Source organism: Nostoc sp. (genome assembly GCF_036917375.1).
Taxonomy (GTDB): Bacteria; Cyanobacteriota; Cyanobacteriia; order Cyanobacteriales; family Nostocaceae; genus Nostoc.
The window spans coordinates 1-12,555 of sequence record NZ_JBALDN010000118.1; the positions used below are offsets into that span (position 1 = coordinate 1).

At 41.3% G+C, this 12,555-nt stretch carries 12 protein-coding genes; 11 read left to right on the forward strand and 1 reads right to left on the reverse strand.

Going from position 1 to position 12,555, the window contains the following annotated elements; genetic code table 11:
* A partial coding sequence (locus V7K45_RS32195; protein WP_335009959.1) for a hypothetical protein occupies positions 1–705 on the reverse strand: 705 nt, incomplete at its 3' end.
* 482 nt (positions 706–1,187) lie between these two features.
* On the opposite strand from V7K45_RS32195, the gene V7K45_RS32200 reads away from it, so the two are divergent.
* The 11 genes from V7K45_RS32200 to V7K45_RS32250 all read left to right on the forward strand — a co-directional run bounded on the left by V7K45_RS32200 (position 1,188) and on the right by V7K45_RS32250 (position 12,508).
* The gene (locus V7K45_RS32200) at positions 1,188–1,604 is read left to right on the forward strand and encodes a XisH family protein (protein WP_335009961.1); all 417 of its coding nucleotides are present in this window, start codon (positions 1,188–1,190) and stop codon (positions 1,602–1,604) included.
* The gene (locus tag V7K45_RS32205) at positions 1,592–1,927 is read left to right on the forward strand and encodes a XisI protein (protein WP_335009963.1); all 336 of its coding nucleotides are present in this window, start codon (positions 1,592–1,594) and stop codon (positions 1,925–1,927) included. The genes V7K45_RS32200 and V7K45_RS32205 overlap by 13 nt, the downstream gene beginning before the upstream one ends.
* 30 nt (positions 1,928–1,957) lie before the next feature.
* On the forward strand, positions 1,958–2,119 hold the full coding sequence (locus V7K45_RS32210; RefSeq protein WP_335009965.1) for a hypothetical protein: 162 nt from the start codon (positions 1,958–1,960) through the stop codon (positions 2,117–2,119).
* Between the two features lie 109 nt (positions 2,120–2,228).
* Positions 2,229–2,468, forward strand: coding sequence for a hypothetical protein (locus V7K45_RS32215; protein WP_335009967.1), 240 nt, complete (start codon positions 2,229–2,231; stop codon positions 2,466–2,468).
* The gene (locus V7K45_RS32220; protein ID WP_335009969.1) at positions 2,468–2,992 is read left to right on the forward strand and encodes a phage tail protein; all 525 of its coding nucleotides are present in this window, start codon (positions 2,468–2,470) and stop codon (positions 2,990–2,992) included. Before V7K45_RS32215 ends, V7K45_RS32220 begins: the two co-directional genes overlap by 1 nt.
* 23 nt (positions 2,993–3,015) lie before the next feature.
* Positions 3,016–6,159, forward strand: coding sequence for a hypothetical protein (locus V7K45_RS32225; RefSeq protein WP_335009971.1), 3,144 nt, complete (start codon positions 3,016–3,018; stop codon positions 6,157–6,159).
* Between the two features lie 38 nt (positions 6,160–6,197).
* On the forward strand, positions 6,198–6,761 hold the full coding sequence (locus V7K45_RS32230; protein WP_335009972.1) for a CIS tube protein: 564 nt from the start codon (positions 6,198–6,200) through the stop codon (positions 6,759–6,761).
* Positions 6,762–6,945: 184 nt separating this feature from the next.
* Entirely contained in the window at positions 6,946–8,679 is a 1,734-nt protein-coding gene (locus tag V7K45_RS32235) for a VgrG-related protein (protein WP_335009974.1), read from the forward strand.
* An 88-nt stretch (positions 8,680–8,767) separates the two neighbouring features.
* Entirely contained in the window at positions 8,768–9,265 is a 498-nt protein-coding gene (locus tag V7K45_RS32240; protein ID WP_335009976.1) for a PAAR domain-containing protein, read from the forward strand.
* Positions 9,266–9,805: 540 nt separating this feature from the next.
* Positions 9,806–10,219 (forward strand): GPW/gp25 family protein, encoded by a 414-nt coding sequence (locus V7K45_RS32245; protein ID WP_335010097.1) that lies wholly within the window; start codon positions 9,806–9,808, stop codon positions 10,217–10,219.
* 93 nt (positions 10,220–10,312) lie between these two features.
* Positions 10,313–12,508, forward strand: coding sequence for a putative baseplate assembly protein (locus tag V7K45_RS32250; RefSeq protein ID WP_335009978.1), 2,196 nt, complete (start codon positions 10,313–10,315; stop codon positions 12,506–12,508).
* Positions 12,509–12,555 lie beyond the last annotated feature (47 nt).

Below are 12,555 nucleotides of genomic sequence, written 5' to 3' on the forward strand. Positions count from 1 at the left end.
TTGCAGTGTGCTATTGTCGAGGGATTTCATTTGCAATTCTTCCTCATCCTCTGGCACTTCTTGACGTTGCAGTGTGCTATTGTCGAGGGATTTCATTTGCAATTCTTCCTCATCCTCTGGCACTTCTTGACGTTGCAGTGTGCTATTGTCGAGGGATTTCAGGGATTTCATTTGCAATTCTTCCTCATCCTCTGGCACTTCTTGACGTTGCAGTGTGCTATTGTCGAGGGATTTCATCTGCAATTCTTCTTCATCCTCTGGCACTTCTTGACGTTGCAATGTGCTATTGTCGAGGGATTTCATCTGCAATTCTTCTTCATCCTCTGGCACTTCTTGACGTTGCACCAAAGGAGTGATGGAATTCGCTAGAGGTTTCATCTGCAATTCTTCTGAATCTGGCAATGCAACTCGATGGATGGACTGGTGATTTACAGGTTGCGCCATTCTTTGCATTACTTGCTGTGCAACGCTATCAGCTTCCTGTTCGTATTTGTCTCCAGGCTGGCTAATTGAGAGTTTTGCTTGGGTACGCAGAGGTATACGACTGATATCGTGAGTAACTGGTTTATGGAGTGGTTGTATTTCAGGAATTGCTTGGCGTGAAATTGCCGACGACTTCAAACCAAAGCCAGGTATCGGTTGTTTCAGGGATGGAATTGAGAAGCCTGTAGTAGTTTTTTTCTGCCGACTGACATGTTCTCTCATTTTCTTCTCCAGATGCCCAAGCAGTAGCTAGATCAATAATTTTACTGTTAATAATATCTAGAGTACTGCGATGGCACTCATAACACAATTTATCGAAAGTCTAAGTTTTTGGGAAGTTGATTCTATGGTATCGGGCGATGCCTGCGGTGGGCTACGCCTACGCGCTTCAAGAGGTGTAGGGTGAGCAAATTCTGATAATTTGACAATTTTATGTCCATTTACTCAATTTATTTAAAAGAGATGCGATCGCCCGCACGTTTTTGCACTCTACAAGATTGGCGATCGTATTTTATCAACAATTATACATGGGCGATGTCTACGACGGGCTTTGCCTACGCAATACTATTCAGACAGTCGCTATTACAATAAAGGCGATACCTGCGGTGGTCACTAAGCTTCTTGCCTTGAGCGAAGCCGAAAGGTGTCGAGGTGCGGGCTGCGCCTACGCCCTAAAATGTTAAGTAAATCAGAAAACGTTAACAATGCCAGCTAAAGATAAATTTCATGCTGTGGTTAGAATTGCTTTAGAAAAACAGCAGTGGAAGATAACCGATGATCCTCTGCGACTGGAAGTTGGCGGAACTAAGTTTGAAATAGATTTAGGAGCAGAGCAACTGTTAGCGGCAGAGCGAGGTGAAGAAAAAATTGCAGTTGAGATTAAAACGTTCCTGAGTGATTCACCATTGACAGATTATCATGCTGCTTTAGGACAGTTTTTAAATTATCGGCTTGCCTTAGAAATCAGCGATTCAAATCGCATTCTCTATTTGGCAGTTCCTATAAGTGTTTATGAAGCTTTTTTCAAACGGGAATTTGCCCAAATATCTGTAGAGAGATATCAGATTAAACAAATTATTTATGACCCAATTCAAGAGGTAATTGTACAATGGATACCCTAGAATCTTATCGCCATATAATTCAGTCTTTGTTGACGACTTATGCTGCTATCCCAATAGCGAATGGTCAGATTGATTGTTACACTGTTTTTGATACAAAACAAGACCATTACATGGTTATGAATGTGGGATGGGATGGTCATCGGCGAGTCTATGGTTGTGTTTTACATTTGGATATTAAACAGGGAAAAATTTCGATTGAGCAGAATATGACGGAAATGAGAGTGGCTCAAGAACTTGTAGAGCGAGGGATTCCAAAAGATGATATTGTTCTAGGATTTCAATCTCCTGAAATGCGGGAATATACGGGCTATGGAATTTTTTAACGACAATATCGCGATCGCATTCACCACACAATGCACCAAAGTCTAAATTGTCCGAAAATCTATCCTATGCGATCGCCTCTCGCTGAAATTGTCCAAGCGTTGGCTCGTGGCGATCGCACTTGTAACACAATTGATCGAAAGTATAAATTTTCAAGAACCCAATTCTATGGTATCGGGCGATCGCACTTGTAACACAATTGCTCAAAAATCTGAATCCAGGCAAAAACTAAGTTCGACTTTTGGCTACTTTTGATTCTGATGCACTACCTTTAGCCTGGATTTAGGGAGAGTTTTTTTATTTATGGACTCAAAACAGCAACCAAATTTTTTCACCTTCGATGGAGATGTTGGCGGGACTGCTGGCTACGCTGGGGTTTCGGCGGCATCTGATGCAAGCATGGCGGCTAAAACGGCAAGTAAATATCTCAACGATTCACGGCTGATGAACCAGCTTACAGAACACGTGTATAAACTTTTGCTAGAAGATTTGCGATCGCAGCGCGAAAGGCTAGGTAATTATAATTCCCAAAGGTGGTTGTGATGGCTACAGGCGCTAATAATGGCAACATTACTCATGAATTAAATTATGTCACTACTAATCGTTTCTATGTAGAAATAGACAGTTCTATTGCTGCATCTTTCGCTGAATGTTCAGGATTAAGTATTCAAATTAAAAAAAATATTTTTCAGGAAGGTGGCGTTAACGACCAACAAAGAATTTATTTAGGTCATACAGAATTTGCAGATATAACACTTAAACGTGGAGTTACCGATCATCCAGGTTTTTGGAACTGGATGAATGCAGTTTTTGATGAAAAAAAGAAAACAGCTCGACGCAATGTCAATATTCTAATTTTCAATCAAGCCGGTGAAACAATGATGAGTTGGACTTTGATTGGTGCTATTCCTATAACCTGGAAAACACCTGCACTCCAAGCAGATGGTAAGGCGGTTGCCATTGAAGAATTGACTTTAGCTTATGAAGGCTTACAAGTTGCAAGGTCTACAGGAGGAGGCACCTCTGTACAACGGAATCAAAAAAGTGGATATTTCGTTTCTAGCTAAGTGGCTATTTTTAAACGATAACTATGCAAATTATTCAATCTCCACTAGGAAACAATATTCATCCCCTTGGCGTAATATCATCTTTATCTCTTCCTGATAGAATGGTATTGAGAAAACAGTCTCATTCTCTGCATTCACAAAGTAATTTTCTTAGCCCCATACAAACTAAACTACCTTTAGTTACATCCTCTAAATTTTTATTATCTGGTGAACATGAACCATCGATACAACCATTAATAGGTTGGGATAGTTGGGATAATCAAGATATAAATAGTGATTTAGCATTACTTGAATCTGATTCTTTCGATTCAATAGTTATACCTGACAACAGCCATTTTAATAATAGTGAACTAGTAAAAGACACTATTCCAGTGATACTGCCAAATCGGATTGATAAAAAAACTAATGATGATACCTCGCAACGACTAAATACTAAAAGTAAATCTAAATCAAAAAAAATAAAGAAATCTCAAAAGCCACTTGAGAAGAAATCCAAACCCAAATCTAAAAAAGCAGTGAAATCATCTGTGGCTAAGAATATTGTTGAAAGCAATGCTACTATTAATGGTAATGAAGATAGCTTATTAGCATCAGATGAGCCTCTGTCTGTTGAGGCTAATTTGGAAATACCTACATTGCAGCTGGATAATGCTGTAGTTGATAATTCTCTAGCTTTGCCGTCAGCACTTACCTCACCCGATCTTGATGATGCACCTACTTTACTCCATCCTTTGGCAAATGATGAAAATACTATAGGGGCGAATATTGCTGTACCTAATTCTAAGTCTTCAGTTGCAAAAAGCCCTATTGCAATACAACAAGAATTTGATTCTAGTATTTCAAGTGAGCCTCTAGCAAGTATACCTGTTCAGTTGACATCTACCTCAGCCAATATTGAAGATACACCTAGTTTATTCAGAAATGATAAGAATGAACCGTTAGTAATTTCAGAGTCACAGTCTGGTATGGTGGTTAATCTCTCAGATGTCTCAGCCAATCTGACTTCACTGCAACGTGACAGCTATGTTGAGAGTACTAATAGCGAGTTTACAGAAAGTCAGCCCATTTTAGTACCACCTGAGATTGTTGAAACACCAACAATTATCGCCACACAACCTGAAATAGGTGAAACTGCGATCGCGCCACTTTTCGCCACATCGCCAGAGATTTCTGAAATACCGACAATTAGCGCCATATCGCCTGAAATAGGTGAAACTGCGATCGCACCACTTTTCGCCACATTACCTGAAATTTCTGAAACACCAATAATTACTCCTACATCGCCTGAGATAGGTGAAACTGCGATCGCACCACTTTTCGCCACATCGCCAGAGATTTCTAAAATACCGACAATTAGCGCCATATCGCCTGAAATAGGTGAAACTGCGATCGCACCACTTTTCGCCACATCGCCAGAGATTTCTAAAATACCGACAATTAGCGCCATATCGCCTGAAATAGGTGAAACTGCGATCGCACCACTTTTCGCTACATCGCCTGAGATTGCTGAAACACCAATAATTACCGCCACATCACCTGAGATTGCTGAAACTACGATCGCACCACTTCTCGCTACATCGCCTGAGATTGCTGAAACACCAATAATTACCGCTACATCATCTGAGATTGGTGAAACACCAACAATTACCGCTACATCATCTGAAATTGCTGAAACACCAATAATTACCGCCACATCATCAGAGATTGCTGAAACACCAACAATTACTGCTACATCATCAGAGATTGCTGAAACACCAACAATTACTGCTATATCACCTGAAATTGCTGAAACTGCGATCGCACCACTTACCGCCACATCACCTGAGATTTCTGAAACACCAATAATTACTCCTACATCGCTTGAGAATTTTGAAACTGCGATCGCACCACTTACCGCCACATCGCCTGAGATTGCTGAAACACCAACAACTACAGCTACATCACCTGAGATTTCTGAAACACCAATAATTACTGCTACATCGCTTGAGAATTTTGAAACTGCGATCGCACCACTTACCGCCACATCACCTGAAATTGCTGAAACACCAATAATTACTGCGACATCGCCTGAGATTGGTGAAACTGCGAGTATTTTCAGGAAAATTATTGACAATGAACCAACAGTAGAATCAGAATTTACCTCTGCGGTAACAAATCCTGAAATACCAACCTTTGTTGATACCTTAAATAATCCAACCTCTCTACAAAATGAGGTAAGTACACCACCTCATTTTGAGCAAGATGCGATCGCAGAAAATTTGCCAGCACCTAAAGGTTATGCTACTGGTGGTCATGTAACAGATTCCCCCGTTGAAAATCGTCAGCAGATTGCACCCTCGGATACTGTACCAGCAATGCTGACGCCTGGAGAGTTTGTGATTAATACCAGGGATGCACAGAAGAATTTACCTTTACTACATCACATTAACGCTGGTGGGACACCGCACGATATTATCCTTCCAAGTTTACAGACATCCAATGCTCAAGAACCAGAAGAAACAACCTCTCCAGAAACCCCGACTAAAGTCGATTCTTTTCCAGATACTTCATTACAACTAAAAACTACTGAGACTCACTCCCCTCATGTATCCAATTCCTTAATTCCTTCTTCCTTGGGGTTGGATATGGGAAAACAGAAGCTTTCTATTCTAAATTCTTCACAGCTTAATCCTCTTCAAAATGAAACAATTCATGTAGATGAAGCTTCACCTCAATACTCATCACCTCCCCTGATTTTCCGAAAAGCAAATTCCACCACTAATACATCTTCCCAATGGTCAAATACACCTTCTCAATGGTCAAGTGTGGAAGATTTACTAAATGGAAATGATGATGAATTCACTAGCTTTAATTTTAATGATGAAGAATCTAATAGCCCAAACTATGAATTTTCTCATGCTTCAGAATCACCACAAGTTTTTGCCAAACACCTTCCTTTAGCTAGAGGCTTTGCTGATAGTGGAGAAGTTACTCCAGCCGACATATCTAGAGAAATAGCACCAGTAACTGAGACTATAGAGAGCGCATCCTTATTTTCTCAAGAAGATGATAAAGATGATACAGCCGATCTTGAAGCTCTAGCTCGTGAAGTTTATAGCAGATTACGACAACGGATAGAAATTGAGCGAGAACGTCATGGTGGTTCCTCTGGTAGATTACCTTGGTAAATTTGTATTCAAGAATTAATTTTTGGAGAAATACTCAAATGGCAAGTCCGGCAATTATTGTTATTCAAAAACGTCAACCGCAACTTGAGAAAGCCAAACTTGTAGCTTATAACGGTGAAGCGCCAGATATTGAATTAATGTTTAATCCTACAGATATTAGTTTCTCTCGGACTGTTAAGTGGGAAAGTAAGGATGGTAATAGAGGAACTACTCTACTTCCAAAAGTCAACTTTTCTGGCGTTGAACCTTACAAATTCACACTCAAACAATTACTTTATGATACTTATGAAACAAAAGATTCGGTGATGACAAAATATATAGATAAAATTAAGAAAGGTGTAGAAACTATAAGCAAAGCAACTGATAAACGACCACCTGTTTATATATTTACATGGGGAAATGAATATTTTTATTGTGTAATCACGAGTTTAACTTACACTTTAAATATGTTTTTGAGTGATGGTACACCAGTCAGGGCACTGGTAGATATAGCCTTGCAAGAAGTAGATAAGAATAACCTTCCTGGAGGACGTGAATCTGCTTCTAAAGGCAATGCTCGTGCGGGAGATCAAAAAGGACAAACACTGAGTAAGACAAAATAAGTAATACCAATTTGAAAAAAGAATGCAACAAATAGACCATTTGTAGAGACGCGATTCATCGCGTCTTTAGCCAAGGATGTGTTGCAATCATTAATTAAATAAATAGGTATAAAGTGAAAAATTAGTATTTACTTTCTGATTAAAAGCTGCTCCGAACATTTCATAAGTTATAAAGTAAATAATTATGCCTGCAAAAAAAAGCCTTTATTTAAGCGAACCTAAAATACAGATAGATGGAAAACAGGCTTCTCCTGAATTAATGAAGGATTTGTTGCAAATCACAATTGAAGAAAGCCTTCATTTACCAGCAATGTTTACGCTAGTGATCCATAATAGCTATATTCCCGCATCTGATCGGCCAGAAAACAAAGCTTGGCGACATGAGCCTTTATTTAAAATTGGGAAAAAAGTGAAGTTAGGTTTTACTTCGAGTACGACTCTAGATAATAACTTTCAAGAGGAGGTAGGAGAATTCCTCATTGAAGGCGAAATTACAGCGATGGAAGTTAACTTCAATGAAAAATCTGAAGCTGATATCATTGTTCGTGGTTATGATATTTCTCATCGTTTGCACAGAGGCCGTTATAATCGTTCTTTTTTAAATAAAACTGATAGCGATATAGTCAAACAAATAGTTCAAGAAGTAGGCATAAAACTTGGCAATATAGAGGCAACTGGTGAAGTTCATAAGTATGTCTTCCAAGAAAATCAAACTAATATGGAATTTTTGCGAGAAAGGGCTGCTCGCATTGGTTTTGAGTTATTTATTACAGAGGAAAAACTTAATTTTTGCAAACCAAAAACTCAGGGAGCATTATCACTCAAATGGCTAGTTGATATTAATAAATTTAGTACCCGCGTTACCAGTGCTGAACAGATAAGTTCTGTAGAAGTACGCGCCTGGGACTATACCCAGAAACAATTGATTAGTGGAACAGCCAAGAAAGAAAAGCAAATAACCGAGACAGGTAATCAGCTAGGAAGTAGTACTAGTAATGCATTTTCTAATCTTAAGTCTCCCAAAATGATTGTTGTAGATAAACCTGTTGCCAGTAAAAAACAAGCAGATACAATGGCTCAGGCTTTGTGTGATGAACTAGGAGGAGAATTTGTTTACGCAGATGCCAAAGCAGAAGGGAATCCTGAGATTCGTCCGGGACGGGTTATTAGTCTTGAGGGTATGGGCGATCGCTATAGTGGTAAGTATTATGTTACAGAAACCCGCCATTTTTTCAGTCAGCGCGTTTATGAAACTTATTTCAGCGTGCGGGGACTACGTTCTGGTAGCTTATTCACAACTCTATCTCCAGAAAAACGTCTCCAGCCATCTGAGACTTTATTAGTAGGAATTGTCACTGATAACAAAGACCCAGAGGCATGGGGTAGGGTGAAAGTTAAGTTTCCCACGCTCACAGAAGAACATACAAGTGACTGGGCGAGAGTTGTAGCTGTGGGAGCAGGTCAAAATAGAGGTTTTGACTGTTTACCAGAGGTAAACGATGAAGTTTTAGTAGGTTTTGAACATGGCGATATCCACCGTCCTTACGTAATTGGCGGGGTATGGAATGGCAAGGATGCACCACCGGAAAAGGTAAGGGATTCAGTTACAAGTGGTGTAAGATTACGCACCATTAAAACCCGTGTAGGTCATACTCTACAGTTTGTTGAAGAAGATAAAGGAACTAGCAAAAAAGGTATTCGTGTAGAAACTGAATACGGTCACAAAATATATCTTAATGACAGTCAAAGGTGTATAGAGATTGAAACCAAAGGCGGTCATAGAATCAAAATGGACGATATGGCTAAATCTGTTTCAGTGGAGTCAAAAGGTAATCTGTCATTAGATGCTGTTGGAAATATAGACATTTCAGCCAACGGTACGATTACAGTTAAAGGTGCATTGATTCGACTTAATTAATTCGTAATACTTCGACTACGCTCAGTACAAGTTCGTAATTCGTAATTTTCGGGAAAACAGGTAATTAAAAACACAATAGGAGGTTGTGATGGGTAGACCAGCAGCAAGAATTACCGACAATGTGGCGCATCCCTTACCCCCAGTTTTAACAGGAGGGCCGGGGAGTCCCAATGTGTTGATTGGGTCTTTACCTGCGTGGCGGGGCGTACTTGCCGCCGCAGTACCAGGTTTGCAGTCTGCTAAAACAGCTTCTGATACAGCTATCCAAGTGGCTGAGGCTGCTACCCTAGCGGCGGCTGGTACACCAGGGGCACCTGCTGCCTTAGCTGCCGAACAAACTACAAAGGCAACATCATCTGCTACTATGGGTAGTGCGATCGCTGCTGCTGCTGCTGGTGCTGATATTCATAATTGCGCCACACCCTTGCCTGTCCCTCCCCACGGTCCTGGGGTTGTGATTGACGGTAGTCAGACAGTGCTGATTAACAATCTGCCAGCCTCTCGCATGGGCGACACCGTTTTAGAAGCATTGGGGCCACCGAATAAAATTATCAAAGGTAATCCCACTGTTTTGATTGGCGGTTGATTGAAGAGGCAGGGGGCAGGGGAATACTGCGCCTTACGAATATCAAAGACTCGTTCACGAATATCAAAGACTCGTCTGCGAGTATTAAAGACTCGTCCGCGAATATTAAAGACTCGTCCGCGAATATCAAAGACTCATTCACGAATATCAAAGACTCGTCCGCGAATATCAAAGACTCATTCACGAATATCAAAGACTCATTCACGAATATCAAAGGCTCGTCCGCGAGTATTAAAGACTCGTCCGCGAATATCAAAGACTCGTCCGCGAGTATTAAAGACTCGTTCACGAATATCAAAGACTCGTCCGCGAATATCAAAGACTTGTCCGCGAGTATTAAAGACTCGTTCACGAATATCAAAGACTCGTCTATGAATCTTAATTTATACCAAATTACAGTTACAAATCATTCTCCCTTCGCCCCCTGCCCCTCTGCCCCCCTGCCCTGCCCCTTCATCCTCGACCTTTGGCGAATAGGCTTAAACCTTCTGTGCCGATATCTTTGAAGATATCCATGTAACAGCTGTCTAAGTGCCAGATATGGTTTACGGTCGTCAACAAGCCTATTTGGGAACAGGTTGGGCTTATCCACTGCATTTAAGTGTGCAAGGTGGGATACAACTTAGCCGTGAAGATCAAAAAGTTAAAGAATCTATTTGGATTATCCTCCGCACGGGAGTAGGTGAACGGGTTTATCGACCTACCTTTGGTTCGCGCTTATCGGAACTGGCGTTTGCACCTTTAAATAGCGATACCTTACTGCGAATCCGCCTTTATGTCTTGGAAGCTTTAGAAGTTTGGGAACCACGCATTACTATCGATGAAGTTATCACCGATCCCGATCCAGTGCGTGGCAGAGTGGACATCATCATCAATTATCGACTTAAAGACGGGCCCGATATTTATAGTTTTGTTTATCCTTATTATTTGGTGTCAGCTGGGGAGGAAGCGTGATACGAATTAAAAATTAAAAATTGAAAATTAAGAAAGCTCAATTTCATCTGGGTTTCCAGGCTTGCATCTGTCACATTCTTTTTTAAAATTGGTATGAACTTTGATTTTTTACCGAAATTACCTTCTTCCAACTTAGACGATCGCGCCTTTGATGATTTGGTGCAAGAATGTATCATGCGTATTCCTCGCTACTGTCCAGAATGGACAGACCACAACCTCAGCGACCCAGGAATTACGCTCATTGAGTTATTTGCTTGGTTAACTGACCAGATGTTGCTCAGATTCAACCAAGTACCCCGAAAAAATTATGTTGCTTTTTTAGAATTACTAGGTATTCGTCTCCAGCCTCCCGCCCCAGCCCGCACGGAATTAACTTTTTATTTAAGCGCTGCACTACCTGAAGCCTACACGATTCCCGCAGGATTAGAAGCTTCAACTATTCGCACTGAGACAACAGAAGCAATTACCTTCAGCACAGATTCTCCTCTAATTATCGGCAAACCTCGCATCCAACATTTCTTAACTGCCCAAACTACCGAAGATATTCCCCAATCTCTGCGCGAAAGAGTTACAACTTCCTGGACTCGTCAATCTAACGGTTACTGGACAGGTAATGAACAACCGATATTTGAAGAGGAACCCCAGCCTGGTAACTGCTTTTATTTAGCAATTAATTCTGACGATCCTTTAGACGCTAATGTTTTAGAAATTATTTTCCAAGGGGCTGCGGCTACTCCTGCTGGGATTAACCCCAATCAACCACCCCGGAGATGGGAAGCTTGGGATGGGGAAAATTGGCAATCAGTTTTATTACAAGAATCAGATGATAAAACTCGCGGCTTCAGTTTTTACGAAATCGCCCAAGAAGGTGAAAACCCCTCTCAAGGTGCAGAGGTACGTCTGCATTTACCTCAAATTTGGCCTGTGGCCAATTTTACCTCTTACCGAGGTCGCTGGTTACGCTGTAGCTTTGTAAGCACAGAAGCCAATGAAACTGGTTACAATCGTCCACCACGAATTATTGGTTTAGCAGTGCGTTCAATTGGCGGTACTGTTAGGGCTAGTCATAGTACGCTGATTCAAGATGAGCGATTGGGAATTAGTGATGGTACACCCGGTCAAAGTTTCCAGTTACAAACAGCACCAATTTTAGAACGCCGAGAAAATGAGTATATTTTAGTTACTCCTGCTGGTGGTTTGCCGCAAAAGTGGACTGAGGTGAGAGATTTTGCTGATTCTGGGCCGCATAACTTTCATTACACCATCGATTCCATCACTGGTACAATCCAATTTGGGCCGCTGATTCGGGAACCGAGCCAACTTAAACAGCAAACACAGGTGCGATCGCGAATTCAGCAACCATCACTGGATGACACATCTGTACAAGTTCTAGAAAATAACCAGTCTGAACACCAATATGGGGCGATTCCTCCCCGTGGTGCAGAGATTAAAATGGTTACTTATCGTACAGGCGGTGGTAGAGAAGGCAATGTTCAAACTGGGGCAATCCAGTTTTTGAAGTCTGCATATCCATATATTACTAGTGTGGTCAATCGTGTACCAGCAATCAATGGAGCAGATGCCGAGTCACTGGAACAGGCGGTGATGAAGGCTCCCCGCATCCTCCGCACGCGCGATCGCGCCGTCACTGCTGAAGATTTTGAAGTTTTAACTCAACAGGCGGGTGCAGGTGCGATCGCCCGCGTCCGGTGTTTGCCAGCAAATTCTCGGAGACAAGCTGGTATAGTTAGTTTGCTGGTAGTTCCTTATGCAAATACAGATGCGATCGCCCAAGGCAATGGCATGACACCAGAAGATTTTGCTCTCAGTAATGCCCTGCAAGAGCAAATTTTGAGTTACTTAGATGAAAGACGCTTATTAGGGGTACAAGTAGAATTACAAGAGCCAAATTACGTAGGTGTTTCTGTACAGACAGAAATTGCTTTGGAGCCAGCATACAACAATCCTTTTGCCAGCGAAGAAATTCGCCGGAATTTAAGGCGATCGCTGTATAAATATTTAAATCCCTTAACTGGAGGAATCGACGGCAAAGGTTGGCCATTTGGGCGACCAGTTTATACATCAGATATTGTCGCATTACTGCAACAAACCCCAGGCGTGCGTCATTTAGGCCCGGTTTTGCTGTTTCCCATCCGCAAGCAAGGAGAAAATTGGCGACGACAACCATCACCAGAACAATTGATCGATCCGGGATCGGAAGGTTTGATATGTTCTTGGGCTGATACAAATCTGCGTTCCAATCACGACATCCAAATCATTAATCGCTGATTTGTCATTTGTCATTGGTCATTGATCATTAATTATCTATCCTCCTC

Bases quoted from the DNA above. Each gene is read 5' to 3' on its own strand.
- V7K45_RS32215 (WP_335009967.1), top strand. From the start codon at position 2,229: ATGGACTCAAAACAGCAACCAAATTTTTTCACCTTCGATGGAGATGTT.
- V7K45_RS32210 (WP_335009965.1), top strand. From the start codon at position 1,958: ATGCACCAAAGTCTAAATTGTCCGAAAATCTATCCTATGCGATCGCCT.
- V7K45_RS32240 (WP_335009976.1), top strand. From the start codon at position 8,768: ATGGGTAGACCAGCAGCAAGAATTACCGACAATGTGGCGCATCCCTTA.
- V7K45_RS32205 (WP_335009963.1), top strand. From the start codon at position 1,592: ATGGATACCCTAGAATCTTATCGCCATATAATTCAGTCTTTGTTGACG.
- V7K45_RS32245 (WP_335010097.1), top strand. From the start codon at position 9,806: ATGGTTTACGGTCGTCAACAAGCCTATTTGGGAACAGGTTGGGCTTAT.
- V7K45_RS32250 (WP_335009978.1), top strand. From the start codon at position 10,313: ATGAACTTTGATTTTTTACCGAAATTACCTTCTTCCAACTTAGACGAT.
- V7K45_RS32220 (WP_335009969.1), top strand. From the start codon at position 2,468: ATGGCTACAGGCGCTAATAATGGCAACATTACTCATGAATTAAATTAT.
- V7K45_RS32235 (WP_335009974.1), top strand. From the start codon at position 6,946: ATGCCTGCAAAAAAAAGCCTTTATTTAAGCGAACCTAAAATACAGATA.
- V7K45_RS32225 (WP_335009971.1), top strand. From the start codon at position 3,016: ATGCAAATTATTCAATCTCCACTAGGAAACAATATTCATCCCCTTGGC.
- V7K45_RS32230 (WP_335009972.1), top strand. From the start codon at position 6,198: ATGGCAAGTCCGGCAATTATTGTTATTCAAAAACGTCAACCGCAACTT.
- V7K45_RS32200 (WP_335009961.1), top strand. From the start codon at position 1,188: ATGCCAGCTAAAGATAAATTTCATGCTGTGGTTAGAATTGCTTTAGAA.